20 protein-coding genes are annotated in these 25,357 nt (G+C 61.7%); 10 read left to right on the top strand and 10 right to left on the bottom strand.

Annotated elements, in window-relative coordinates; genetic code table 11:
* Window positions 1-43: 43 nt before the first annotated feature.
* From GYM54_RS13065 to GYM54_RS13045, 5 genes are all read right to left on the bottom strand, one after another.
* Window positions 44-1,681 (bottom strand): diguanylate cyclase, encoded by a 1,638-nt coding sequence (locus GYM54_RS13065; protein WP_181103288.1) that lies wholly within the window; start codon window positions 1,679-1,681, stop codon window positions 44-46.
* Entirely contained in the window at window positions 1,674-2,063 is a 390-nt protein-coding gene (locus tag GYM54_RS13060) for a response regulator (protein WP_131649080.1), read from the bottom strand. Before GYM54_RS13060 ends, GYM54_RS13065 begins: the two co-directional genes overlap by 8 nt.
* A complete protein-coding gene (locus tag GYM54_RS13055) occupies window positions 2,060-4,462 on the bottom strand; it encodes a PAS domain S-box protein (RefSeq protein ID WP_181103281.1) in 2,403 nt (800 codons plus the stop codon). Before GYM54_RS13055 ends, GYM54_RS13060 begins: the two co-directional genes overlap by 4 nt.
* A 44-nt stretch (window positions 4,463-4,506) precedes the next feature.
* Entirely contained in the window at window positions 4,507-4,893 is a 387-nt protein-coding gene (locus tag GYM54_RS13050) for a response regulator (RefSeq protein ID WP_131649078.1), read from the bottom strand.
* 154 nt (window positions 4,894-5,047) lie between these two features.
* A complete protein-coding gene (locus tag GYM54_RS13045) occupies window positions 5,048-7,996 on the bottom strand; it encodes a PAS domain S-box protein (protein ID WP_197445357.1) in 2,949 nt (982 codons plus the stop codon).
* Between the two features lie 287 nt (window positions 7,997-8,283).
* On the opposite strand from GYM54_RS13045, the gene desA reads away from it, so the two are divergent.
* Window positions 8,284-9,474, top strand: coding sequence for a delta-9 fatty acid desaturase DesA (gene desA / locus GYM54_RS13040; protein ID WP_197445356.1), 1,191 nt, complete (start codon window positions 8,284-8,286; stop codon window positions 9,472-9,474).
* 141 nt (window positions 9,475-9,615) lie between these two features.
* A complete protein-coding gene (locus tag GYM54_RS13035; RefSeq protein WP_197445355.1) occupies window positions 9,616-10,614 on the top strand; it encodes a sensor domain-containing diguanylate cyclase in 999 nt (332 codons plus the stop codon).
* Between the two features lie 46 nt (window positions 10,615-10,660).
* Here the strand turns inward: GYM54_RS13035 and GYM54_RS13030 are convergent, their stop codons facing one another.
* From GYM54_RS13030 to GYM54_RS13010, 5 genes are all read right to left on the bottom strand, one after another.
* Window positions 10,661-11,041 (bottom strand): hypothetical protein, encoded by a 381-nt coding sequence (locus GYM54_RS13030; RefSeq protein ID WP_197445354.1) that lies wholly within the window; start codon window positions 11,039-11,041, stop codon window positions 10,661-10,663.
* Window positions 11,042-11,304: 263 nt separating this feature from the next.
* Window positions 11,305-11,982, bottom strand: coding sequence for a hypothetical protein (locus GYM54_RS13025; protein WP_197445353.1), 678 nt, complete (start codon window positions 11,980-11,982; stop codon window positions 11,305-11,307).
* Window positions 11,983-12,039: 57 nt separating this feature from the next.
* A complete protein-coding gene (aguA, locus tag GYM54_RS13020; protein WP_197445352.1) occupies window positions 12,040-13,155 on the bottom strand; it encodes an agmatine deiminase in 1,116 nt (371 codons plus the stop codon).
* 109 nt (window positions 13,156-13,264) lie between these two features.
* Window positions 13,265-14,143, bottom strand: a complete 879-nt coding sequence (aguB, locus tag GYM54_RS13015) for an N-carbamoylputrescine amidase (protein WP_131649071.1) — start codon at window positions 14,141-14,143, stop codon at window positions 13,265-13,267.
* A gap of 252 nt (window positions 14,144-14,395) precedes the next feature.
* Complete coding sequence (locus tag GYM54_RS13010; RefSeq protein WP_131649070.1) at window positions 14,396-15,772, bottom strand: glutamine synthetase family protein; 1,377 nt, start codon at window positions 15,770-15,772, stop codon at window positions 14,396-14,398.
* A 252-nt stretch (window positions 15,773-16,024) separates the two neighbouring features.
* Here GYM54_RS13010 and GYM54_RS13005 point away from each other — a divergent pair, with 252 nt between their 5' ends.
* From GYM54_RS13005 to GYM54_RS12970, 8 genes are all read left to right on the top strand, one after another.
* Entirely contained in the window at window positions 16,025-16,771 is a 747-nt protein-coding gene (locus tag GYM54_RS13005) for a gamma-glutamyl-gamma-aminobutyrate hydrolase family protein (protein ID WP_131649999.1), read from the top strand.
* Window positions 16,772-16,815: 44 nt separating this feature from the next.
* Entirely contained in the window at window positions 16,816-18,174 is a 1,359-nt protein-coding gene (locus GYM54_RS13000) for a glutamine synthetase family protein (protein ID WP_131649069.1), read from the top strand.
* A gap of 113 nt (window positions 18,175-18,287) precedes the next feature.
* Window positions 18,288-19,646 (top strand): aspartate aminotransferase family protein, encoded by a 1,359-nt coding sequence (locus GYM54_RS12995; RefSeq protein WP_131649068.1) that lies wholly within the window; start codon window positions 18,288-18,290, stop codon window positions 19,644-19,646.
* 221 nt (window positions 19,647-19,867) lie between these two features.
* Window positions 19,868-20,965, top strand: coding sequence for a polyamine ABC transporter substrate-binding protein (locus tag GYM54_RS12990; RefSeq protein WP_131649067.1), 1,098 nt, complete (start codon window positions 19,868-19,870; stop codon window positions 20,963-20,965).
* A 251-nt stretch (window positions 20,966-21,216) separates the two neighbouring features.
* Window positions 21,217-22,302 (top strand): polyamine ABC transporter substrate-binding protein, encoded by a 1,086-nt coding sequence (locus GYM54_RS12985; RefSeq protein ID WP_131649066.1) that lies wholly within the window; start codon window positions 21,217-21,219, stop codon window positions 22,300-22,302.
* 107 nt (window positions 22,303-22,409) lie between these two features.
* Complete coding sequence (gene potA / locus GYM54_RS12980) at window positions 22,410-23,561, top strand: polyamine ABC transporter ATP-binding protein (protein WP_131649065.1); 1,152 nt, start codon at window positions 22,410-22,412, stop codon at window positions 23,559-23,561.
* Window positions 23,562-23,572: 11 nt separating this feature from the next.
* The gene (locus tag GYM54_RS12975; RefSeq protein WP_177493039.1) at window positions 23,573-24,454 is read left to right on the top strand and encodes an ABC transporter permease subunit; all 882 of its coding nucleotides are present in this window, start codon (window positions 23,573-23,575) and stop codon (window positions 24,452-24,454) included.
* Window positions 24,451-25,347 carry an ABC transporter permease subunit gene (locus GYM54_RS12970; protein ID WP_131649063.1) on the top strand — a complete coding sequence of 299 codons (897 nt, stop codon included), beginning with the start codon at window positions 24,451-24,453 and terminating at the stop codon, window positions 25,345-25,347. Before GYM54_RS12975 ends, GYM54_RS12970 begins: the two co-directional genes overlap by 4 nt.
* The last annotated feature ends 10 nt before the right edge of the window (window positions 25,348-25,357 follow it).

The following is a 25,357-nucleotide window of genomic DNA, read 5'->3' as shown; positions in this document are numbered from 1 at the left end:
GAGTCGATCGCCATGCAGCGGTTCGCGCGCCCCGGCGCAGCGATCACTTCGGCTGGGCGATTTTGATCCGGTTGCGGCCCTTGTGCTTGGCAGCATAGAGCGCTTGGTCGGCGTGCTCCAACAAGGTGCTGGCGCTCGCATGGCCATCGGTGGCGCTGATGCCGGCGCTGAGTGTGACGTTGAATGTCCGCTCGCCCGCGTGGAAGCGCAGCTCCGCGAAGCGCTGGCGGATCTCGTCGAAAATCTGCCGTGCCTGCTCAGCGGTACAGTTGGGCAGTACCGCTACGAACTCCTCGCCGCCGTAGCGGCCCAGGCTGTCGATGCGGCGCAACCGTTGGTGCATCAGATTGGCCAGCGAGCGGATCACGTTGTCACCGGCGGCATGGCCGTACTGGTCGTTGACCTGCTTGAAGTGGTCGAGGTCGAGCATCACCACGCTGGCCGGATTGCCGCTGCGCAGCGAGCGCTCCACTTCCAGGGCCACATGCTCCTTTATGTCGGCGTGCTTGAGCAGTCCAGTCAGGCTGTCGCGTGAAAGCGCCGTGCTCAGCGATCGGGCGCGCTGGGCATGGGAGAATACGGCGGCGATCAGCGCGTTGTCGCTGATGGGTTTGGTGATGAAATCGTCGCCGGCCTTGAGCAAGGCCGCCATTTGCCGATTGACGTCGGTTTCGGCCGACAGATAGATGATGGTCACCCGTAGCCAATCGTCGTTCAGGCGGATGATCTGCGCCAGCTCCGGGCCGGAGAGCTCTGGCATGTTGACGTCGAGCAAGAGGATTTCCGGGTTGAACATGCGCATGACCTCGAACAGCTCGCCGGGATCGGTCAGGGTCTGCACCAGCATTTGCGAGTTACGCAGTACGAGGCTGTAACGAGCGGCCAGATCGACGTCGTCGTCGATGATAAGCACGCGATAGGGCTCGTTCAGCTGTAGATTGAGGCAATTTTCGAGGCGATTTTCCAGCCGTGTGACATCCACTGGGCGCGTGAAGTAGCCCTTTGCACCCGCCCGTACGGCGGCCAACTGGCTGGCGAAATCCTCGCGATGATCGATCACCAGTAGCGGCAGCGGCGATTCCAGGGTCTGCTGCAGTGCGCTCACCTGCTCGAGTTCGCCATCGTGCCGGCTGATGATGAGGGCGTTCGGCAGCTGTCCGTTCATGGCCGTTCGCAACAAGGCGATTTCCTGAAACAGCAGCACCTCGTAGCCAAAGTTGCCGAGGGTTTGGCACATCTCCTGGCCCGCCGCGGGATCGCTTTCGAGCAGGTAGACGCGATGAGCGGCAGGCGGTTCGTGCGCTTCGGGCTGATCGAACGGGGTGCTGGCCGAGTCGCTGAGCGGTGCATTGGTGGCCAGCTGGCGAACCGTCTGGGCGAACTCGACAAGCAGCTGCGGATCGGGGTTAGCGGCTTGCAGCCAGCCGTCCGCGCTCTGCTCCAGCAACCGTGACCGCTGCCCCAGCGCGGTGAAACCGAAGGTGCCCGCGGTGCCGGCAAGGCGATGCAAGCGTTCATGGAGGTCGAGCATCCGCTGCCGGCGTTGCTCCGGCTCGTCAGCCTGCGACAGCTGCTCGACGAGGTGCTCGAGTTCCGCCAGCTCGTCGCTCAGGCGTTCGGCGAATTTCTCATTCAGCGCCTGCAATTGGCTTTGCAGCGCTTCGCGGGCGCTGTCACTCATGTTCGGCATTCCATACGTCTTTTAATTGTGCGGACAGTTGCAGGGGATCGAAGGGCTTTCTCAGCAGCTTGCGCACGCCGAGTTGGCGCAGCTCGGCAGGGCTGGCGGGCTCTTCCTGCTGCCCGGTCAGCAACACGACCGGTGTGTGCTGCAGATCGAGCAATGACGAGAGCTGGCGCAGCAGCTCCAGGCCGCCCATCTGCGGCAGCATCACATCGAGCAGAATCATGTCTGGCGCGAACCGCTGGGCGCGCGCCAGCGCCTCCTGCCCGGACGCGCAGCTGAGCACCTCGAAGCCGCCGAGCTTCTCCAGGGCGATGCGGGTCACCACCTGAATGGATGGCACATCCTCGACGTGGAGAATCCGCTGCAATGGCCTCACAGCCGAGTCTCCTGCGGCGGATAGCAAGGCAACTCGAACCAGAAGCAGGCGCCTGCGCCGGGTATCGAGTCGAAACCGATCTGTCCGTGCATATGCTCGATCAGCTCCTTGCTGATGGCCAGGCCAAGGCCGGTGCCGCCTTGCTGGCGCGTGTCCGACGAATCCGCCTGAGCGAACTTGCTAAATATGCGCTCGCGGAAGGTATCGGCGATCCCCGGCCCCTTGTCGCGCACGCTGACACGCACCTTGGCATCATCGACCGTTTCGGCCCATAACTCGATGGTTTCGCCGGGCGGAGAATACTTGGCGGCGTTGGACAGCAGGTTGCTCAATACCTGCTCCAGACGCATCGTGTCGACCTCAATCGACACGGCCGGGCAGCTCCCCAACTCGATACTGACAGTGTAGCTCTCGGCGTAGCCCTGGTTGCTGCGCAGCGCCTGCTCCAGCAACGGTTGCAAGGGTTGCCGCTGCATCTCGAAACGCATCTTGCCGGCATAGAGCTTGTCGATATCCAGCAGGTCGTCGATCAGCGCACTCAGGCGCTTGCTGTTCTGGTGAGCGATGTCCAACAGCTCCTGCAGATGCGCGGGCACCTCGCCGACGATCTCGCCACAGATCAGCCCCAGCGAGGCGGTAATGGAGGTCAGTGGCGTGCGCAGCTCGTGGCTGACGGTCGAGACGAAGTCGCGCTGCAGAATCTCGACCTGCTTGCGCTCGGTGATGTCGTGCAGCACCACTACCGCGCCATTCTGCTGGCCGTCGGATGCGAACATCGGATCGGCATTGGCCAGCACGTGCCGGGCCGTGCCGTGCACTACGATCGTCATCTCCTGGTTGCGGATGCGTTCGCCACGCAGCGCACGCAGCAGCGGGACCTGGTCATAGGGCATCGGCGTCACGCCGTCCGCCTGAAAGAGGCGGTAATACTCCGGCCACTGTTCCGGTGAGAGCTGCGCTGCGTCCAGGCCATGCCAGAGCCGCGCGGTATTGTTGAACAGCGTCAGGTTGCCTTCGGCATCGCAGGCCACCACGGCTTCGGACAGCGCTTCGAGCAGGCGTCGGTTCATTTCCTGCTGTTTGTCCAGTTCGGTCTGCTCGGCCTTGCGTTCGGTGATATCGGTCACCAGACCGTGCCAGAGCACAGAACCATCCGCCTGGCGCATCGGCGTGGCGCGCGCCTCGACCCAGATGACGCCTTTGCGCGGGTGGTCGATGCGGTGCTCGAAATGCCAGGGCGTCAGGGTAGCGGCGGCATGTCGTATGCTCGCCAGCACGCGCGCGCGATCATCCAGATGAACCCGGGAATAGATCGGCGCGATGCTCGGTGCCATTTCGGCGGCACTCAATCCGTAGATGTCCTCGAGCCCTTCGCTGAGATAGGGAAACGAGCTGCTGCCGTCGGGGCGCCAGCAGAACTGGAACAGCAGGCCCGGTACCTGCGCGGCGATCTGCTGCAGACGTAGCTGCAGGTTCTCCTGATGGGCCAGGTCATAGGCGCTGACGATATAACCGTGCAGCTGTTCGTGTTCGTCATGGATCGCCGAGACGTTCAGCAGCACCGGCACGCTGTTGCCGTTTCGGTGCAACAGACGCCACTCACGCATTTCACGCCGCCCTTCGATCAGCGGCGCGATGAGCACGGCAAATCCCGGCTCGACGGTCTCACCCAGTTCGTTGCTGAGAATGGCGGCGCGTCGGACCAGGGCATCCAGCGGGAACAGTGCCGTGGTCAGTGAGCGGTCGATCAGCATCCGCTCGGAATACCCGAACAGGCGCTCGGCGGTCGGGTTGACGCCCGAAATTCGGCCGTCAGCGGTGGTCAGCACCATCGCACTGGCGGCGCTGTTGAGCAGGGCCTGGTGCAGCGCCGCCTGCTCGGCGTAGCGGTGCCCCTGCAGACGTTCCTCGAACAAGCGCATGATCTGCCGACTCAGGCGCATCAATGCGTCGCGCTGGCCTTCGCTCAGGCGGCGCGGTTGCCGGTCGATCACGCACAGAGTGCCGAGGTTGTAGCCATCCGGCGTGGTTAGCGGCGCGCCGGCATAGAAGCGGATGTGCGGCTCGCCGGTCACCAGCGGGTTGTGGCGAAAGCGCTGGTCCCGTTGTGCGTCATGGACTTCGAAAAGGCCGTCACCCTCGATGGTGTGGGTGCAGAAGGAAATGCCGCGAGGGGTTTCGCTGACGTCCAGACCGAGGCGGCTTTTGAACCACTGACGATGGTCGTCGACCAGCGAGATCAGCGCGATCGGTGTGTCGCAAATATACGAGGCCAGTTGGGTGAAATCGTCGAAGGCGGATTCATCTGGCGTGTCGAGAATCTCGTAACGCAACAGCGCGGCGAGTCGAGACAGCTCGCGCGGTGGCGAGGGTGCCGGCATCGCTTTCGGTGGCTCCATCTGGCTGACCTGTCTCACTTGTTTGAGGGCTGGACGCCGTCGACTCATGCGCGACCGGAATCCCAGATTGCGCGAATCTGGCTGGCCAAGCGCATCGGATCGAAGGGTTTGATAATCACGTCGCGCGCGCCGAGCTTGCGCAAATGTTCTATTTCCCCCGGCTGGACCTTGGCGGTCATGAAGGCGACCGGTACCTGAGTCAGGTCGATCCGCTCGCTGAGCCGGGTCAGGGTTTCGGCGCCGCCCATACCGGGCATCATCACATCGAGCAGAATGAAGTGGGGATCGAACTCTTCGACCTCCTCCAGCGCCTGCAGGCCGGACGAGCAAGACCGTACCTGATAGCCGCCGATGGCTTCCAGTGCGACTTTCGTCACCGCCTGTATGGAAGGATCGTCCTCGACATGGAGTATCCGTTTCAGCTCGGTCATGCGGTGCCTCCGTCGGCCAATGCGCCTTGCGAACGATCAGGCGAGCAGTGTGCCAGCTTGCCCGCCGACTGACGCGGCACAATGAAAAAATAGCCTGTCATCACCAGCATCTGCTGACGTTTCGTCACGGTCGCGAACGAAACGTCAACAAACCCTAATCCTGAACAGGCAGTTCGAACCAGAAGCAGGCACCCTGGCCCAGTTCAGAATCGAAACCGATGCGTCCGTGCATGTGCTCGATCAGCTCCTTGCTGATCGCCAGGCCAAGGCCGGTACCGCCTTTCTGGCGGGTGTCGGAGGAATCGGCTTGGGAAAACTTCTGGAAAATCCGCTGCCGAAACGTCTGCGGAATACCTGGGCCAACGTCACGGACGCTCACGCGGACCTGATCGCCCCGACGGCTGCTACTCAAGACTACGACTTCGCCAGTCGGCGAGAATTTCGCTGCGTTGGAGAGCAAGTTCGCCAGCACCTGCTGCAGGCGATGCTCATCCACCGACACCCGCACATCCACCTGCTCGCCCAATTCCAGACGCACCCGGTGTTGTTCAGCGTAGCCCTGATTCGAGCGAAGCGAGTCTTCGAGCAACGGCGCCAGAGGCTGGGTCTGCAGCTGGAAGTTCATCTGGCCGGCGATCAGCTTCTCCATGTCTAGCAAGTCATCGATCAGCAGGCCGAGGCGCTGGCTGTTCTGTTGCGCGATGCCGAGCAACTGCCCGATCGCTGGCGGGACCTCGCCGACGGCACCGCCGTTGATCAGCCCCAGGGCGCCGGAAATCGACGTCAGCGGCGTGCGCAGCTCGTGGCTGACGATGGAGACGAACTCGCTTTTCATCTGCTCGATGCGCTTGCGCTCGGTGATGTCGCGCACCAGGCCGATGAACTTGCGTTCGCCTCGATGGCTGATTTCCGAGACACGCAATTCGATGGTGAACCGCTCGCCATTGCGGCGTACCCCCTGCAATTCGCGGTTCTGCTCCAGGCTGCGGCCTTCGCCGCGGCGCTCGTAGTCCTCGAGATAGCCATCGTGAGCGGCGCGGTGCGGCTCGGGCATCAGCATCGACAGGTTGCGCCCGAGCACTTGCTCTTCGCTATAGCCGAAGGTGCGTTCGGCGGCGTGGTTGAAGGTTTCGATCAGGCCGCGCTGGTTGATGATGATGATCGCGTCGACGACATTGGCGATCAGCAGGCGCACGTAGCGTTCACGCTCGTTGGCCTCGCGCTCGGCCAGGGCACGGGCACTGACATCCGAGATAAAGCCGTCGTACCACAGCAGGCGCCCGTCGGCGTCGCGAAGCGCGCGGCTGTTTTCCTGCACCCAGAGCGTTTCGCCGCGCGCATTGATCAGCCGGTAGGTGCGTTCGAAATGATCCGCTTCGCTGCCCTGCAGGCCGGCACGATCTTCGGGGTGGATCAGGCTGCTGAACCGGCGTGTGCCGGGGGCAAGGAAATCGCTGGCCGGGTAACCCGTCAGCCGCTCTATACCGTCGCTGAGATAACGAATCGTACGATTAGCGTCGCCGTCACGCCGGTAGACCACACCCGGCAGATTGCTGACCATGCTGCGGAAGCGGCTCTCGCTTTCACTGAGCGCGATCGCGGTATTCATGACGGGCGTGATATCGGCGATGAAGCCATGCCAGAGCACCGAACCGTCACGCAGGCGCTCGGCGGTCGCCCTGACTTCGACCCAGATCAGCCCTTTTTCGCGGTGGTTGATCCGGTAGCGCGTGGAGCCGCCGCCCAGGTTGGCCGCCGAGCGTTCTATCGCGGCGCGCAATGCGGGACGATCAGGGTCATACACCACGGCGAAGGCATGGCGTGCGTCTTCGATCAGCTGCTCGGGTTCTATTCCGTAGAGCTCGCGCGACCCCTCACTGGCATAGAGCATGCTGTAGGCGCCTTCCGGCGAGCGCTTCAGTTGGTAGACCATGCCGGGCAGCAGGCTGGCGATTTTCTGGCCGCGCTCGAGCAGACGTTTGCGGTTGCGCTCTTGCTGCGTCGAGCGAATCCGATGGATACGCTGAACGATGCCGCGGCGGTGGAGCATGAAGGCCAGTATCAACAGCAGCACTTCGGTCGTCAGCCAGGCCAGTCCCCATTTGATCAGAATGCGGCGTTCGGCCTGCTGCTGCTCCCGCAGCGCCAGGGTGATGTCTCGCCAGACCAGCGCAACGGCGAAAGGCAGACGCCCTGGATTGTGTTCCGCCCGGACGTCGTGCAGCGGCACCTGATTGAGCACGAAACTGCGACCGCCGGACTCCAGCAGGCGCAGCGCTTGTCCGGACCCTGGCACCGGCAGCGAACGCTGTTGCGCCCACTGCAGGATCTGCGGCGCCGAATGGGTGTCGAGCAGCCAGCCGGGAAGGCCTTGCAGCTGAATCCCGACTGGAGGCGTCCAGAACACACTCTTGAGCTCGTCTCGGTTCACCAGCAGGCCCAGGCCGGCGTTCAGCTGGTGACCCAGTTCGGTCAGGTTAGGAAGGATGCCGAACCCCACCTCCAAGGCACCGATCACTTCGCTTTCAGGGCTGCTGCTGGCGCGGATCGGCACGATGGCCCGGTTGCCCGCGCTACGCCGACCGATATCCAATCCGGAAACGATCCGGTCATGGGTCAATGCCTGGTAGAGCATAGGGCGGCGGTCGGCGACCGCATCACCGAACGCGTCGGGATCCTGCATGCGCAGCAGCGCCATGCCTGTTTTGCCCAGATACAGTTGTAGCTGGAGCGCGCCGTGGGCTTGCATGGCCGTCCAGGTCGGGGTGAGCGAGTTGAACAACTGCTCGCGGATCCGGGCCAGTCGAGGGCCGTCCCACTGAGCTCCGGCCTTCACGGCACGGTCAGCCTGGCGAACCAGCCGAAGCGTCCCCGGACTGGCGCTCAAGGCACTGGCGATCAACCGGGCCTGCTCTTCCAGTCCCTGCTGAGCGCTGCGCAACGCCAATGCCTGGAGTTCGCCCTGCTGCGCCGTCTGCAGCGTCCAGACGGCATCGCGCGCCTGATGATCATTAATGGCAAGGCCACCGAACAGCAACGCGAGAAGCAGGCTGCCGAGGCCGAATATCCAACGCGGGTCGGTGGGGTGGGGGATGGCTTTCATGACGATTCTGAGCACCGTACTGCGTGGGCGTGCTGCGACGCGCTACCTGTCCGGTACTGCAAGCAGTGCCAAATAGGGAGGCGAAACAAATGATGGCCTTATGCTACATCTGTTGCTTGGTAGATGGGATCGACTGGAGTATCGGCCGCGTGGGCTTTTTCTGTCAGATGCCGAAACGAAAAATAAACGCCGGACGACAGGCGGACGCTTCTCCAGTTAGGCAGAGTAGATAATGCAAACAGATTCGCGGCTGCGGATCGGAACTTACACCGCGAGGCTTCAACACTATGTGGTACACCGGTTTTCTCGACCTCTCGGCTTGGCAGGTGGTTGCGGCCACGTTGCTTCTGACTCACGTGACTATCGTTGCCGTCACGGTCTACCTGCACCGTTATTCGGCACACCGCTCGCTCGAGCTGAACGCGGGCCTCAAGCACTTTTTCCGTTTATGGCTGTGGCTGACCACAGCAATGAACACCCGCGAGTGGACCGCCATTCACCGCAAACACCACGCCAAATGCGAAACGTCCGACGATCCGCACAGCCCGGTACAGAAGGGACTGGGCACGGTGCTGCGGCGCGGTGCCGAGCTGTATATGGAAGAGGCGAAAAACGAGGAAACCCTGCGCATCTATGGCAAGAACTGCCCGGACGACTGGATCGAGCGCAACCTGTACTCGCGCTTTCCCAACCTCGGTATCGTCTTGATGCTCGGCCTCGACCTGGCCCTGTTCGGCGTGATCGGCCTGACCGTCTGGGCGGTGCAGATGATCTGGATTCCGCTCTGGGCCGCCGGGGTAGTCAATGGGCTAGGGCATGCCGTGGGCTATCGCAACTTCGAATGCCGCGACGCGGCGACCAACCTCGTGCCCTGGGGCATCCTCATCGGAGGCGAGGAACTGCACAACAATCACCATACCTACCCGAACTCGGCCAAGCTGTCGGTGCGCAAGTGGGAGTTCGACATGGGCTGGGCCTGGATCAAGCTATTCAGCCTGTTCGGGTTGGCGAAGGTGAACCGCACCGCGCCCATCGCACACCGCGTCACGCCCAAGCATCAGCTGGACATGGACAGCGCCATGGCGATTCTCAACAACCGTTTCCAAATCATGGCGCAGTATCGAAAGCTGGTGATCAAACCGCTGGTGCGCCTTGAACTGCAACGCGCCGATGCATCGGTGCGCCATCAGTTCCGCCGTGCCAAGCGGCTGCTATCCCGCGAACCGAGCCTTTTGCAGCATGAGCAACAGGCGCGCATCGAGGTGATCCTCGAGCAGAGCCAGTCGCTGCGGGTGATCTACGAACAGCGCCTGGCGCTGCAACAGATCTGGACTCGCACCAGCGCCAATGGTCACGAGATGCTCGCGGCGATCAAGCAGTGGGTGCAGGAGGCCGAAGCCAGCGGCATCCAGTCGCTGCGTGAATTCGCCGAGCATCTGCGAACCTATTCGCTCAGGCCTGCGGTCGCCCACGGATGACCATTGATCGGCGCAATTAGCGGTAATTGCGCCAGCTGGAACTTTGCTCTACCGGCGTTCTCTCAACAGCATTCTGGTGCTTTAGCGACAGCTGCTCAGCGGGCCCCCGCCGGTACCTGGCGCTCGTTTGGGAACGCAGGTATGACTCTGGTGAAGCAGCGAAGTGAAAAAGGGGTTGGCATCCTTCCCCCGACCGAAGGGCAGACGCTTTTGGCGTTGATGCATGCCCGGGCCGAAGTCGAGCGCTTGAGCGAGCGCGAACAGCTATTCAGTACGTTGATGAGTGCAGTCAATGCGGTGCTCTGGGCGTACGACTCGCAGGCTCAGCGGATGGTCTATGTCAGCCCGGCCTACGAACAGATATTCGGGCGCTCGGCTGCGCTGTTGCTGGCGGACTTCGGCGAGTGGCGCAACAGCATCTACCCGGACGATCTGGAATATGCACAGCAGGGCCTGACCGACGTGCTCGAAAAGGGCGCCATCGAAGAGCGCGAGTACCGCATCATTCGTGGTGACGGCCAGTTGCGCTGGCTGAGCGACAAATGCTTCATCGCGCGTAACGTCGACAGCGCGCATGGGCCCATCATCGTTGGGATCGCCGAAGACATTACCGATAAGAAACAGCTCGAAGGCGAACTGCAGCGCCTGGCCACCGTCGATGTCTTAACCCAGAGCAGCAACCGCCGCTACTTCTTCGAGTGCGCCAAGCGCGAGTTCGACCTAGCCCGGCAATACGCCACTCCGTTGGCGTTTCAGCTGTTGGACATCGACGACTTCAAGCGGATCAACGATACCCATGGCCATCAGATGGGCGATCAGGTGCTGCAGCGCGTCGCCGAATGCGGCTCGTCCGTGCTGCGGCGTGGCGATCTGTTCGGTCGCATCGGTGGTGAAGAGTTCGCCTTGCTGCTGCCGGGCTGCAAGCCGGACCTCGCCGAGCAGATCGCCGAACGCCTGCAGCGGGAGGTGCAGCGGCTGGTGTTCACTACCACCGACGGCCAGCGCTTCGGAGTTACCATCAGCCTCGGCGTGACCTGCCTCAGGGCCGGCGATCCGGATCTCGGTGCGCTGTTCGCCCGTGCCGATGCAGCCATGTACACCGCCAAACGTCTGGGCAAGAACCAGGTGATCATGGCCTGAGTCAATGGCGCGGGCCGGCGCCATCGGACCGGTCACCTATCAGCCATCAACGGGTGAACTGCTGCGCCAGTTCCTCCATCTGCTGTTTGAATTCGTCGCACTTGGCCTGCCGTTCGGATGCCGGGATGCTGTCCCATTTCGCTTTGCCCTGTTTGACACCGGCATCGAAGTCCTTGTCGAAGCTGGCCGCATCCATGCCATTGCGCGTCAGATGATCTTTCTGCTGCTGTTTATGCTCGACCAGCTGTTCGTCCGTATAGCCGCCACAGACCTCTGCCGTGACCTGCATCGTGCCGCCCAGTTTCGCTAGCTGTGCGTTCATGTTCGCCATCATTGGATTAGTCGGCTGCTGAGCCAGGCTCGGAAGACTGATCAGCATGGCGGCGCTGATGAGGGACAGGTATCGCAACTTGGTTGGTAAGGACATGTTCGTTCCTGATTGTTGGTTTGCTGCTCGAAAATCTGCGGCTCGGCCAGGGTTGACCTCGGGGACGTTGGGTTGCCCATCACATCATTTGTCCGGCTGAGCGGCACGCCGTGTTCATTGGACTTCGTGCAGAGCGATCGCGGCCCCTATGGTCTGGTCGTTGGTGATGCCCAACATGACTTGCGCCACATGCCAAGAAGACCTCAACTCTAGACCAGATCGTTTGGCTTTCAAGCTAGCGATGGCAGACGGCGAAAAGCGCGTCAGGGCGCTTTGCGGTAGACGTCATCGAAGCGAACGTTGAGGCCGCCGCAGCGGCTGTTGTCGGTCACTACGAGGTTCGCTGCGACGTACTGCAGGGTGACGCGGCAGGCATATTCTTCCGCACTCTCGGCAATTCTCAGCAGATCACCGGAGGGTTGTGCTTGACCTTCGAAGGCGCCGACGTGGACAACCGGCTCGCCATAACTATTCACGCCGCCCTGCCAGATCGCCTCGCCTACGAGCGCAAGCGACCCGCTGGCCGAGGCTCGAGAAATGACGATGCTGTTGCCGCCGGCGGTGGGCAGCCAGCGACCAATCCAGTCCTGCACTGCGGGAGGCGTCGAAGCAGTGTCGATTTCAAGATTGCGTGCTGGCAACCAGCCTACGAATTCGCGCTTTTCGCCGAAGTACCATACGCAGGCCCAGCCATCGGAATGATTGCCGACCAAGAGTTTGTCGCCGTCCACGAGATAGGCCTTGCGTATGCAGGATTCATCTTCGGGGCAGCCAACGGCGTCGTCCCTGAAGTGCACGCGCGAGTTGGCGTCAGCAATAACCTCTGCGGGTCGCACCTGACCGGCGAATGCAGGAAAGAAGCCGTTGCGGCAGGAATAGGCTTCGATGGCCTGCACAGTTGGCGCTAGCAGCAGGCACAGCAGAAAGGCTTTGTATTGCACGGCTTGCAAGCTCCTTCAGGCGCTGCCCGTGTCGGCGGCACGGACAGCTCGGGTGCGTTACACCGGCGTTTGGCTCGAGGCCGCCGGTTGCTGCTGAGTGATGCAGTGGATGTTGCCGCCGCCGAGCAGGATCTCGCGGCCCGGTACCATCACCACCTGATGATTGGGAAAGATCCGGCTGAGGATAGCTTCTGCTTCGGCGTCCATCGGATCGTCGAAAGACGGCGCGATGATGCCCCCGTTGACGATCAGGAAGTTCACGTAGCTGCCGGCCAGGCGAATCGACGGATCGCGCGGCTGACTGCCGATCAGCGGCACCACACCAGCGCATTCCTGCTCGGTGGCATGCAGCGGGCCAGGGATCGGCATCTTGTGCACCACGAGCTTGCGGTCCCAGGCATCACGGGCCTGCTCCAGCACGTGCATAGCCGCCTGGCAGCGCTCGTAGTTGGGGTCGTCGCGATCATCGGTCCAGGCCAGCAGTACTTCACCTGGGCGAACGAAGCAGCAGAAATTGTCCACGTGACCGTCGGTTTCGTCGTTGTACAGCCCGTGCGGCAGCCAGATGACCTTATCGATCGCCAGGTAATCGGCCAGGACCGCTTCGATTTGCTCACGGGACAGCTGCGGGTTGCGATTGCGGTTGAGCAGGCACTCCTCGGTGGTGATCAGGGTACCTTCGCCGTCGACGTGAATCGAACCGCCTTCCAGTACGAAACCCTCGGTGCGGTAGCGGTCGCAGCGCTCGATTTCGAGAATCTTACGCGCCACTTCGTCGTCGCGCTGCCAGTTGTCGTACAGCCCGCCCTCGAGGCCGCCCCAGGCGTTGAACGTCCAGTCGACGCCACGCAGTCCGCCCTTGCCGTTGACCAAAAAGGTCGGCCCCGTATCGCGGACCCAGGCGTCATCGCTGCTGATTTCCACCAGCCGAATGCGCGGGTCATCGAGTTGCTCTCGTGCGGCCATGTATTGCTCGGCGGTGGCGCAGACGGTGACCGGCTCGAAGCGTGCTATGGCCTTTGCCACAGCGGTGAAAGCCGCCTGCGCCGGCGTGCCCTGGTCGCGCCAGTTATCCGGACGCTGCGGCCAGACCATCCAGGTCTGGTTGTGCGGCGCCCATTCGGCGGGCATATGGAAGTCGTCGGCGCGAGGCGTGGTGGTCAGGGTTGTCATCGATCTTTTCCGTAGAGAGCGCGGCCTGTAGGAGCGGGCCTGCTTGCGAATGCGGCCTTGCAGGCGCGTTCGCGAGCAAACTCGTTCCCACGATGGGTCAATTGTTCGGTCAGGACTCCAGCGAGCCGTCCAGGGTCTTGATCGGGCTGTACAGGTTTGGCCGACGGTCGCGGAATACGCCCCAGGCGCTGCGGATGTGCTCCAGCTGGTCCAGGTCGAACTCGTGCACCAGCACGCCTTCGGTGGTCTTGTCCATTTCCTCGACCTTGGCACCGAACTGGTCGGCAATGAACGAGGAACCGTAGAAGGTGATGTCGTAGCCGTCCTGCTCTTCGGTGCCGACGCGGTTGCTGGCGATCAGCGGCATCAGGTTGGCGCCGGCGTGGCCCTGCTGGACGCGCTGCCAATGGTCGCGCGAGGTGATGTTCGGGTCATGCGGCTCGCTGCCGATGGCGGTGGGGTAGAACAGCAGCTCGGCGCCCATCAGTGCCATGCTGCGCGCGGTTTCGGGGAACCACTGATCCCAGCAAATGGCCACGCCGATCTTGGCGTAGCGGGTGTTCCAGACCTTGAAACCAGTGTCGCCGGGGTTGAAGTAGTACTTCTCGTGATAGCCAGGACCGTCGGGGATGTGGCTCTTGCGGTAGACGCCCAGCACCTTGCCATCGGCGTCGATGATGGCGATGGAGTTGAAGCGTGCGCGGCCGGCGACTTCGAAAAAGCTGATCGGCAGCACCACCTGCAGCTCGGCGGCGATCTTCTGGAAATGCTGGATCGCCGGGTTTTCTTCCACGCTGGTAGCCAGCTGCAGATATTCGGGATTGGGTTTCTGGCAGAAGTAAGGGGTTTCGAACAGCTCCTGGATCAGGATCACCTGCGCGCCCTTGGCGGCGGCTTCACGAACCAGCTTCTCGGCGTTGGTGATGTTCGCCTGGCGATCCCAGGAACAGGCCATTTGGGTGGCGGCAACGGTAACGGTACGGGACATGGCGGCCTCGCGGAATTGGGGCGTTTAGAAATGGAGTGGATTTTAGGCGTGAAGTTTGGAAAAGACGATAAAGGCGCTGGAGGCAGAACGAAAACCGTGGCGCTAACGCTTCAGTGAGGCTGTAGGTGGGCCGGACCGCCGTAGGGTGGGCTTCAGCCCACCGCCGACACCTCGGTGGGGCCGACTTGGTGGGCTGAAGCCCACCCTACGATTACTTCTCTGCCCGCCAGCGCTTTGATCGGCTTCCAGCTTTTAGACCGTATGCAGGTACCAGTTGTATTCGAGATCGGAGATCGAATGCTCGAATTCGGCCAGTTCGCTTTCTTTGCAGGCCACGAAGATGTCGATGTACTCCGGGCTGATGTAGCGGGCCATGATTTCGTTGTCATCCAGCTCGCGCAGGGCGTCGCGCAGGTTGGAGGGCAGGCTCGGTTCGACCTGCTCGTAGGAGTTGCCTTCGATCGGCTGGTCGGGTGCGATCTTGTTGGTCAGGCCGTGATGAACGCCGGCGAGAACGCTGGCCAACAGTAGGTAAGGGTTGGCATCCGCCCCGGCGACGCGATGCTCGATGCGTACTGAATCCGCGCTGTCGGTCGGCACGCGTAGCGCTACGGTGCGGTTGTCCAGGCCCCAGCACGGCGCATTCGGTACGTAGAACTGAGCGCCAAAGCGGCGGTAGGAGTTGACGTTGGGGCAGAGGAAGGCCATCGACGCCGCCATGGTCTGCTGGATACCGCCGATGGCATGACGCAGGGTTTCGCTCTCCAGCGGATTGTCGGTGGCGAAGATATTGTTGCCATTCTTGTCGAGCAACGAGATGTGCACGTGCAGTCCGTTCCCAGCCTGGCCCGGGTAGGGCTTAGCCATGAAGGTGGTGTCCATCTCATGGTCATAGGCGATGTTCTTGATCAGGCGCTTGAGCAGCACGGCGTAATCGCAGGCCTTGATCGGATCGGCGACGTGATGGAGGTTGACTTCGAACTGCGCCGGAGCGCTTTCTTTGACGATAGCGTCGGCAGGAATGCCCTGTTCCTTCGCGCCCTCGAGAATGTCCTGCAGGCAGTCGACGTATTCGTCCAGATCGTCGATCAGGTAGACCTGGGTCGACTGCGGGCGCTTGCCGGAAATGGGCGAGCGCGGCGGCTGCGGACGGCCATTCACGTTCTCCTGATCGATCAGATAGAACTCCAGCTCGAAGGCCGCACAGATGGTCAGGCCCAGCTCGTCGAACTTGCTGACGACCTGGCGCAGCACTTCGCGTGGGTCGGCGAAAAAAGGCGAGCCGTCGCGCTCGTGCATGGTCATCAGCAGCTGCGCGGTGGGGCGCTTCTGCCAGGGCTCGTTGCTCAGGGTGTTGGGAATGGGGAAGCAGGTCCGGTCCGAGTCGCCGATGTCCATCCCGAGCCCGGTGCTTTCCACGGTGATGCCATTGATGTCGAGCGCGAATAGCGAGGCGGGGAGGTTGATGCCTTTTTCATACACCTTATGCAGGCTGGCGCGTTCGATGCGCTTGCCTCGCACGACACCGTTCATGTCTGCGATCAGCAGGTCGACGTACTGGACCTCCGGGTGTTCTTTCAGAAACGCGTTCGCTTCATTGAGCTGAACGGCACGCGGCGGCGGAAGCATGATGAAAACACCTTAATTGTTAAAAATTTCAATCATCAAACAACATGTCTTGGAGTCAATCGGAAAGCCAAGTCGCTGTCAATAGCGCCTCAAAACGCCCCATGAATGCCCATTAAGGGCGGTTTTGGGGCACTGCCGGAAAAATTTTCACGGCGCTGCGTTTGCTTTCGGAAGGACGCCGGGTCGGCTATTGTCTATAAAAATGAACAAGACTACTCTCCGATGAGCACCCTTCTGAAAGACGAGTATCACATGCCTCGCGTGCCATTGATCGGCGTTTCCGCCTGTACCAGGCAGATCGGCCACCACAGCTTCCATATTGCCGGTGACAAATACCTGCGTGCCGCAGCGGTCGCCGGCTTGCCTCTGGTCATCCCGGCGCTGGGTGACCTCATCGATCCGACAGCTCTACTCGATAGCGTAGACGGCCTGCTCTTCACCGGCTCGCCATCGAACGTCGAGCCTCATCATTATGGCGGGTCGGCCAGTGCCGAAGGCACGCCACACGATCCTCCCCGTGACCAGCTGACCCTGCCCCTGATCCGCGCTGCGGTAGATGCCGGCATTCCGGTGTTCGGCGTCTGTCGCGGTTTTCAGGAAATGAACGTGGCGTTTGGCGGCAGTCTGCATCAGAAGGTGCACGAGGCCGGCCCCTATGCCGATCATCGCGAGCGCGCCGAAGACCCGATCGACATCCAGTACGGGCTCAGTCATCCACTGCACGTGCAACCCGGTGGCTTGCTGGAGCGTCTCGGGTTGCCGCTGCATCTGGAAGTCAATTCGGTGCACGGCCAGGGTGTCGAGCGCCTTGGCGAGGGGCTGCGCATCGAGGCATTGGCGCCGGATGGGCTGATCGAGGCGTTTTCCGTCGAGGCGGCGCAGACCTTCGCGCTCGGCGTCCAATGGCATCCTGAATGGAAGGTGCATGAGCACCCTTATTACCTGGCGTTGTTCCAGGGCTTTGCCCGCGCTTGCCAGGAACGCGCGGGACGGCGCTGAGCGCAGGCCGGTCCGGCGCTCGTTTCATCAACTCTGAGGTCATCATGACTAGCACGCTCGACCAGCTCACCGGCTGGCTCAAAGAACGCAAGATTACAGAAGTGGAATGCCTGATCAGCGACCTGACCGGCATCGCCCGCGGCAAGATTTCACCGACCAACAAGTTCCTCGACGAGCGCGGCATGCGCCTGCCCGAGAGCGTGCTGTTGCAGACCGTCACTGGCGACTACGTCGAAGACGACATTTACTACGAGCTGCTCGATCCGGCGGACATCGACATGTTCTGCCGCCCCGATCCCGACGCGGTGTTCCTGGTGCCCTGGGCTATCGAGCCGACCGCGCAGGTGATCCACGATACCTACGACAAGATGGGCAACCCCATCGAGATCTCGCCGCGCAACATTCTCAAGCGCGTTCTGAAGATGTACGCTGATCGTGGCTGGCAGCCCATCGTTGCGCCGGAGATGGAGTTCTACCTGACCAAGCGTTGCGAAGACCCGGACCTTCCGTTCCAGCCACCCATCGGCCGTTCTGGACGTCAGGAGACCGGCCGCCAATCGTTCTCCATCGACGCGGCCAACGAATTCGACCCGCTGTTCGAAGACATGTATGACTGGTGTGAGGCCCAGGGGCTGGACCTGGACACGCTGATCCACGAGGAAGGCACCGCGCAGATGGAAATCAACTTCCGTCACGGCGAGGCGCTGCACCTGGCCGACCAGATACTGGTGTTCAAGCGCACCATGCGCGAGGCGGCGCTCAAGCACAACGTCGCTGCCACATTCATGGCCAAGCCGATGACCGGCGAGCCGGGCAGCGCCATGCACCTGCACCAGAGTGTGGTGGACATCGAAACCGGGCGTAACGTGTTTTCCAACGCCGATGGCTCCATGAGCCAGCTGTTCCTGCACCACGTTGGTGGCCTACAGAAATACATTCCCGAGCTACTGCCGATGTTCGCGCCCAACGTCAATTCGTTCCGCCGGTTCCTGCCCGATACCTCGGCGCCGGTGAACGTCGAGTGGGGCGAGGAAAACCGCACCGTGGGCTTGCGCGTGCCGGATTCTGACCCGCAGAACCGCCGCGTCGAAAACCGCCTGCCGGGTGCCGACGCCAATCCTTATCTAGCCATCGCCGCCAGCCTCCTGTGCGGTTACATCGGCATGGTCGAAGGGCTGAACCCGAGTCCCCCGGTCAAGGGCCGCGGCTACGAGCGCCGCAACCTGCGCCTGCCGCTGACCCTGGAAGCCGCGCTGGAACGCATGGAGAACTGCCGCGAGCTGGTCAAATACCTGAGCCCGAAATTCATCACCGGCTACGTCGCGGTCAAGCGCGCCGAGCAGGAGAACTATCACCGGGTGATCAGCTCATGGGAGCGGGAATTTTTGATGTTGTCGGTTTAAAGAAGCTGGAAGCCACGCCATAGCAGCTCCCTCTCCCCTTGTGGGAAGAGGGTGGGGGTGAGGGGTGTTTTGCAACGGCAAGCACCATAAAACCATTTGAAACGAGGTGCCCGATGAGCGATTCGCAAACCCTGCAATGGCAAGCCCTGAGCCGCGACCACCATCTGCCGCCGTTCACCGACTTCAAGGCGCTCAACGCCAAGGGCACGCGCATCATTACCCGTGGCGAGGGGGTTTATCTCTGGGATAGCGAAGGCCACAAGATCCTCGATGCCATGGCCGGGCTCTGGTGCGTCAACCTGGGTTATGGCCGTGAGGAACTGGTCGAGGCCGCGACCCGGCAGATGCGCGAGCTGCCGTACTACAACCTGTTCTTCCAGACCGCTCACCCGCCGGCCTTAGCCTTGGCCAAGGCGATCGCCGAGATCGCTCCCGAGGGCATGAATCACGTGTTCTTCACCGGCTCGGGCTCCGAGGCCAACGACACCGTGCTGCGCATGGTGCGCCATTACTGGGCGATCAAGGGGCAGCCGCAGAAGAAGGTCGTGATCGGGCGCTGGAACGGCTATCACGGCTCGACCATCGCTGGCGCCAGCCTCGGTGGCATGAAGGCCATGCACGAGCAGAGCGACGGTCCGATCCCAGGTATCGAACACATCGACCAGCCGTACTGGTTCGGTGAGGGCGGTGATCTCGATCCGGAAGAGTTCGGTGTGCGTGTCGCGCAGCAGCTGGAGGACAAGATCCGTGAAGTCGGCGAAGACAAGGTCGCCGCCTTCATCGCCGAGCCGATCCAGGGCGCTGGCGGTGTGATCATCCCGCCGGACAGCTACTGGCCGAAGATCCGCGAAATCCTCGACCGCTACGACATTCTGCTGGTTGCCGATGAAGTCATTTGCGGCTTCGGCCGCACCGGCGAATGGTTCGGCAGCGATCACTACGGCAATGCGCCGGACCTGATGCCCATCGCCAAGGGCCTAACCTCCGGTTACCTGCCTATGGGCGGCGTGGTGGTGCGCGACGAAGTGGTGCACACGCTCAACGAGGGAGGCGAGTTCTACCACGGCTTCACCTACTCGGGGCACCCGGTGGCCGCCGCCGTGGCGCTGGAAAACATCCGCATCATGCGCGAAGAGAAAATCGTCGAACGGGTCAAGGCGAAGACGGCACCCTATTTGCAATCTCGCTGGCGTGAGCTGGTCGAGCACCCGCTGGTCGGCGAGGCGCGTGGCGTCGGCATGCTCGGTGCGCTGGAGCTGGTGAAGAACAAGAAAACCCGCGAGCGTTTCGCCGATCCGGGCGTGGGCATGCTCTGTCGCGAGCATTGCTTCCGCAACGGTCTGGTGATGCGCGCGGTAGGCGACACCATGATCATTTCGCCGCCGCTGGTGATAAACGAAGAGCAGATCGACGAGCTGATCGGCAAGGTTCGGCAGTGCCTGGACGCAACCGCCAAAGACGCGTTGGGCTGACTCTTGGGCGCGCAGGCGACGGTCTTGTCTGAGCGCTGTGAACTAACGTTCGGGCTGTTGAAAAACAGCCCTCGACCTTGCCAGACTGCGCGCGTGCTTAGGCCTGACTTACCGAGGGGTGTGTCGATGCCGGCACAGCCATTAGCTGTCCAGGTGCAATGAGGGTGGCCTCAGCGTGACCTGTCCTTAGCCGATACATGACAACAACAGGAGCTGCACGGATGAAACCCTTTGCCAAGACCCTACTCGCGATGACGCTGGCTGGTGCCGTCGCCGGCGCTGCGCAGGCCGAAGACAAGGTACTGCACGTTTTCAACTGGTCCGATTACATTGCCGAAGACACCCTGGAGAACTTCACCAAGGAAACCGGCATCAAGGTCGTTTACGACGTTTTCGACAGCAACGAGGTGCTGGAAGCCAAGCTGCTGGCTGGCAGCTCCGGCTATGACGTAGTGGTGCCGTCGAACCCCTTCCTGGCCAAGCAGATCAAGGCTGGCGTGTTCCAGAAGCTCGACAAGTCCAAGCTGCCGAACTGGGACAACCTCGACAAGGACCTGCTCAAGGCCCTGCAGCCTAGCGATCCGGGCAACCTCTATTCGGTCCCGTACATGTGGGGCACCATCGGCATCGGCTATAACGCCGAGAAGGTCAAGGCCGTGCTTGGCGAAGACGCCCCGGTGGATTCCTGGGATCTGGTCTTCAAGCCCGAGAACATGGAAAAGCTGAAAGCCTGCGGCGTCTCGTTCCTCGATTCGCCGACCGAAATCCTCCCGGCGGCGCTGCACTATCTCGGCCACGCGCCGGACAGCAGCAAGGCTGATGAGTTGAAAAAGGCCGAGGAACTGTTCATGCAGATCCGCCCGAACGTGGCCTATTTCCATTCCTCCAAATACATTTCCGATCTCGCCAACGGCAACGTCTGCGTCGCCATCGGCTATTCCGGTGACATCTACCAGGCCAAGGCGCGTGCCGAGGAAGCTGGCAACAAGGTCAAGGTCAGCTACAACATTCCCAAGGAAGGCGCGGGTACCTTCTTCGACATGCTGGCCATTCCGGCCGATGCGAAGAATGTCGAAAGCGCGCATGTATTCCTCAACTACCTGATGAAGCCGGAGGTGATGGCGTCGATCACCGACTACGTCCAGTTCCCCAACGGCAACGCAGCGGCGACTCCATTAGTGGATGAGGCGATCCGTACCGATCCGGGCATCTATCCGAGCCAGGCGGTGCTGCAGAAGCTCTACACCTTCCCCGACCTGGACCCGAAGACCCAGCGGACCATGACCCGCAGCTGGACCAAGATCAAATCCGGCCGTTGATGGGTCATTGATGTTGGGGTGCTCAGGCTGGCTCGCGCGAGCGGCCTGGGTGCTGTGTCGGTGCTTTATTTGGGGGATGCCATGCACACAACCGCATTTTTCTGCCCGGCACGCCTCATGCGTTGTTCTTATCCTGAGGCAGTCACGCACGCCAGTTGCGTTCTGCCAGTTGATTTTTAGAGGTTTTTCCAATAAACAGCCCGCCTTTCGCCCGCTGTGGCAGGCGCGGTCTGTAACAAGAGGACAATCCCATGCACTCGACACTGAAGTCGCTCATCATCGCCGCTGCCGTTGGCGGCGCCGCCTCTGCGCAGGCCGCCACCGTCCACATCTACAACTGGTCGGATTACATCGGTGAGACGACGCTGGAAGCGTTCGAGAAGGAGACCGGCATCAAGCCCGTCTACGATGTCTTCGATTCCAACGAAACCCTCGAGGGCAAACTGCTCGCCGGCCGCACCGGCTATGACGTGGTAGTGCCTTCCAACCATTTCCTAGGCAAGCAGATTCGCGCTGGCGCGTTCCGCGAACTGGACAAGAGCAAACTGCCGAACTGGGAAAACCTCGACCCGGGCCTGCTCAAGCAATTGCAGAAGAACGATCCCGGCAACGTCTACGCGGCGCCTTATCTCTGGGGCACCAATGGCATTGGCTACAACGTCGAGAAGGTCACCGCCGCGCTGGGGATCGAGAAGGTGGATTCGTGGGCCGTATTGTTCGAGCCGGAAAACGCCAAGAAGCTGGCCGGTTGTGGCATTGCCTTCCTCGATTCGGCCGACGAAATGATTCCGGCGATGCTCAACTATCTCGGTCTGGACCCCAACAGCGAGGATCCGGATGACTACGCCAAGGCCGAAGCCAAGCTGCTGGAAGTGCGCCCGTACGTGCGGTATTTCCACTCCTCCAAGTACATTTCCGACCTGGCCAATGGCAATATCTGCATCGCCGCCGGCTTCTCCGGTGACGTCTTCCAGGCCGCGGCCCGCGCCGACGAGGCGGGCAAGGGCGTCGACATCGCCTATTCGATTCCCAAGGAAGGCGGCAACCTCTGGTTCGACATGCTGGCCATTCCCGCCGATGCGCAAAACGTCGACGAAGCCCACGCGTTCATCAACTACTTGTTGAAACCGGAGGTCATCGCGCAGGTCAGCGATTATGTGGGTTATGCCAACCCCAACGTGAACGCGGGCGAGTTGATGGATCAGGAAGTGCGCAACGATCCCTCGGTCTATCCGTCTCAAGAAGTGCTGGACCGGCTGTATGTCTCCGCCGAACTGCCACAGAAGATACTGCGTCTGAAAACGCGTAGCTGGACCAAGGTGAAGTCCGGCCAGTAACAGGTCGGTAATGGTCACGGGCGCGGCGGCTCGGTATTGCCGCGCTCACTCGAATCGATACCACCCGGCGCTGTCCGGGCCCTTTTCTTTCAATCGGGAGTTCGCGCATGGCCGTTGCCTCCAGCGCCTACAAAAAGGCCCTCACCGGAGAGAGCCAGAACAAGCAGGTGCTGCTGAAGATCGACCGCGTCACCAAGAAATTCGACGAAACGGTGGCGGTCGATGATGTCTCGTTGAGCATTCACCAGGGCGAAATCTTCGCGCTGCTCGGTGGTTCGGGCTCGGGAAAATCGACCTTGCTGCGCATGCTGGCGGGCTTCGAGCGGCCTACCGAAGGGCGGATCTTCCTCGATGGTCAGGACATCACCGATATGCCGCCCTATGAGCGGCCCATCAATATGATGTTCCAGTCCTACGCGCTGTTCCCGCACATGACGGTAGCGCAGAACATCGCCTTCGGCCTCAAGCAGGATGGCCTGGCCAAGGCCGAGGTCGAGGAGCGCGTCAACGAGATGCTCGCACTGGTGCAGATGACCCAGTATGCCAAGCGCAAGCCGCACCAGCTGTCCGGCGGCCAGCGTCAGCGGGTGGCACTGGCCCGTTCGCTGGCCAAACGCCCCAAGCTGCTGCTGCTCGACGAGCCCATGGGCGCGCTGGACAAGAAACTGCGCTCGCGGATGCAGCTGGAGCTAGTGCAGATCATCGAGCGCGTCGGCGTGACCTGCGTGATGGTGACCCATGACCAGGAAGAGGCCATGACCATGGCCGAGCGCATCGCCATCATGCATCTGGGCTGGATCGCTCAGGTCGGCAGTCCGATGGATATTTACGAGACACCGGCGAGCCGGCTGGTCTGCGAGTTCATCGGCAACGTCAACCTGTTCGACGGTGAGCTGATCGAGGACGTCGAGGACCATGCCGTCATTGCCTGCCCCGGGCTCGAAAACCCGATTTACGTGGGTCACGGCATCAGCACCCGCGCTCAGGACAAACAGATTACCTACGCGCTGCGCCCCGAAAAAATGCTGATCGGCACCGAGCTACCGGAACTGCAACGGCCCGGCTACAACTGGGCGAAAGGGATCGTGCATGACATTGCCTATCTCGGCGGACACTCGGTGTACTACATCAAGCTGCCGTCGGGGCATCTGGTTCAGGCGTTCCTCGCCAACTCCGAGCGCCACGTGAAGTGGCCGTCCTGGGAAGAGGATATTTACGTGTACTGGTGGGATGACAGCGGCGTGGTGCTACAGGCATGAGCCGCTCACGCTTGAATACCGGCCGCCGACTGGTCATCGGCGTACCCTTCCTGTGGCTGTTCCTGTTTTTCTTGTTGCCGTTCGCCATTGTGCTGAAGATCAGCTTCTCCGAGGCGGACGTTGCAATTCCGCCTTACACGGAGGTTTTCGCCTACGCCGAGCAGCAGCTGCAGATAGTGATCAACCTCGGCAACTACATCTTCCTCAGTGAAGACAGTCTCTACTGGGCCGCTTACGCCGGCTCGCTGAAAATCGCTTTTTTCAGCACCCTGCTGTGCCTGCTAATCGGCTATCCCATGGCCTATGCCATTGCTCGGGCGCGCAAGGATCTGCAAACCGTGCTGCTGCTGCTGATCATGATGCCGACCTGGACGGCTATCCTGATCCGCGTCTACGCCTGGATGGGCATTCTCAGCAGCAACGGTATCCTCAATGGCCTGCTGATGGGGCTGGGGCTGATCGACGAACCCTTGCGCATCCTCAATACCGATGTCGCCGTCTATATCGGCGTGGTTTATTCCTACCTGCCGTTCATGATCCTGCCGCTCTACGCCAATCTGGTGAAGCATGACCTCAGCCTGCTCGAGGCCGCCTCGGACCTCGGCGCACGGAACCTCACCAGCTTCTGGAAGATCACCGTGCCGCTGTCGAAGAACGGCATCATTGCCGGCTGCATGCTGGTGTTCATTCCGGTGGTGGGCGAGTTCGTCATTCCCGAACTGCTCGGCGGTCCCGAGACGCTGATGATCGGTAAGGTGCTCTGGCAGGAATTCTTCAACAACCGCGACTGGCCGGTGGCTTCCGCTCTGGCGGTGGTGATGCTGGCGATCCTGCTGGTGCCGATCATTCTGTTCAACAGAAATCAAGCCAAGGAACTGGAGGGCAAGCTATGAAACGCTGGAGCTTTTCCAACCTGATCCTGGTGCTCGGACTGCTGTTCATCTACCTGCCGATGGTCATCCTGGTCATCTATTCGTTCAACGACTCGCGCCTGGTGACGGTGTGGGGCGGCTGGTCGGTGAAGTGGTACGTCGGTCTGCTGGACAACAGCCAGCTGATGGGTGCGGTGATGCGCTCGCTGGAGATCGCGCTGTACACCGCCATCGCCGCGGTGGCGCTCGGCACCATGGCGGCCTTCGTGCTGACGCGCATCCCGGTGTTCCGCGGCCGTACGCTGTTCGGCGGCTTGGTAACGGCGCCGCTGGTGATGCCCGAAGTGATCACCGGCCTGTCGCTATTGCTGCTGTTCGTCGCCATGGCGCAGCTGGTGGGTTGGCCGGCGCAACGGGGCATCGTGACAATCTGGATTGCGCACACCACGTTCTGCTCGGCGTATGTCGCGGTGGTGGTGATGGCGCGTCTGCGTGAGCTCGACCAGTCCATCGAGGAAGCGGCGATGGATCTCGGCGCGCGGCCCTGGAAGGTGTTTTTCCTGATCACCATGCCGATGATCGCGCCATCGCTGGCGGCTGGCGGCATGCTCTCGTTCGCCCTGTCGCTGGACGACCTGGTGCTCGCCAGCTTCGTCTCCGGACCCGGCTCGACCACGCTGCCGATGGAAATCTTCTCCGCCGTGCGTCTGGGCGTGAAGCCGGAAATCAACGCGGTAGCCAGTCTGATCCTGTTGGTGGTGTCGTTCGCGACCTTCATCGCCTGGTACGTCAGCCGTCGTACCGAGAAGCGCCGCGTTCGCTCCATGCGTCAGGCCATGGATGAAACCAGTACGCAAAACTGGCGTCCTGCGGCCACCAACACGGTGGCGGCGCCGCCATCGGCGCATAGCTGACGCACAGGAT

The organism is Pseudomonas sp. MTM4 (genome assembly GCF_019355055.1).
Lineage (GTDB): Bacteria > Pseudomonadota > Gammaproteobacteria > Pseudomonadales > Pseudomonadaceae > Stutzerimonas.
The sequence above is the reverse complement of the archived record's forward strand: the minus strand, read 5'-3'. Positions and strand labels throughout refer to the sequence as shown.

Coding starts and splice junctions, on each gene's coding strand:
- GYM54_RS13065 (WP_181103288.1), bottom strand. CDS start 1,681: ATGAGTGACAGCGCCCGCGAAGCGCTGCAAAGCCAATTGCAGGCGCTG.
- GYM54_RS13055 (WP_181103281.1), bottom strand. CDS start 4,462: ATGGAGCCACCGAAAGCGATGCCGGCACCCTCGCCACCGCGCGAGCTG.
- GYM54_RS13050 (WP_131649078.1), bottom strand. CDS start 4,893: ATGACCGAGCTGAAACGGATACTCCATGTCGAGGACGATCCTTCCATA.
- GYM54_RS13045 (WP_197445357.1), bottom strand. CDS start 7,996: ATGAAAGCCATCCCCCACCCCACCGACCCGCGTTGGATATTCGGCCTC.
- desA (WP_197445356.1), top strand. CDS start 8,284: ATGTGGTACACCGGTTTTCTCGACCTCTCGGCTTGGCAGGTGGTTGCG.
- GYM54_RS13035 (WP_197445355.1), top strand. CDS start 9,616: ATGACTCTGGTGAAGCAGCGAAGTGAAAAAGGGGTTGGCATCCTTCCC.
- GYM54_RS13030 (WP_197445354.1), bottom strand. CDS start 11,041: ATGTCCTTACCAACCAAGTTGCGATACCTGTCCCTCATCAGCGCCGCC.
- aguA (WP_197445352.1), bottom strand. CDS start 13,155: ATGACAACCCTGACCACCACGCCTCGCGCCGACGACTTCCATATGCCC.
- aguB (WP_131649071.1), bottom strand. CDS start 14,143: ATGTCCCGTACCGTTACCGTTGCCGCCACCCAAATGGCCTGTTCCTGG.
- GYM54_RS13010 (WP_131649070.1), bottom strand. CDS start 15,772: ATGCTTCCGCCGCCGCGTGCCGTTCAGCTCAATGAAGCGAACGCGTTT.
- GYM54_RS13005 (WP_131649999.1), top strand. CDS start 16,025: ATGCCTCGCGTGCCATTGATCGGCGTTTCCGCCTGTACCAGGCAGATC.
- GYM54_RS13000 (WP_131649069.1), top strand. CDS start 16,816: ATGACTAGCACGCTCGACCAGCTCACCGGCTGGCTCAAAGAACGCAAG.
- GYM54_RS12995 (WP_131649068.1), top strand. CDS start 18,288: ATGAGCGATTCGCAAACCCTGCAATGGCAAGCCCTGAGCCGCGACCAC.
- GYM54_RS12990 (WP_131649067.1), top strand. CDS start 19,868: ATGAAACCCTTTGCCAAGACCCTACTCGCGATGACGCTGGCTGGTGCC.
- GYM54_RS12985 (WP_131649066.1), top strand. CDS start 21,217: ATGCACTCGACACTGAAGTCGCTCATCATCGCCGCTGCCGTTGGCGGC.
- potA (WP_131649065.1), top strand. CDS start 22,410: ATGGCCGTTGCCTCCAGCGCCTACAAAAAGGCCCTCACCGGAGAGAGC.
- GYM54_RS12970 (WP_131649063.1), top strand. CDS start 24,451: ATGAAACGCTGGAGCTTTTCCAACCTGATCCTGGTGCTCGGACTGCTG.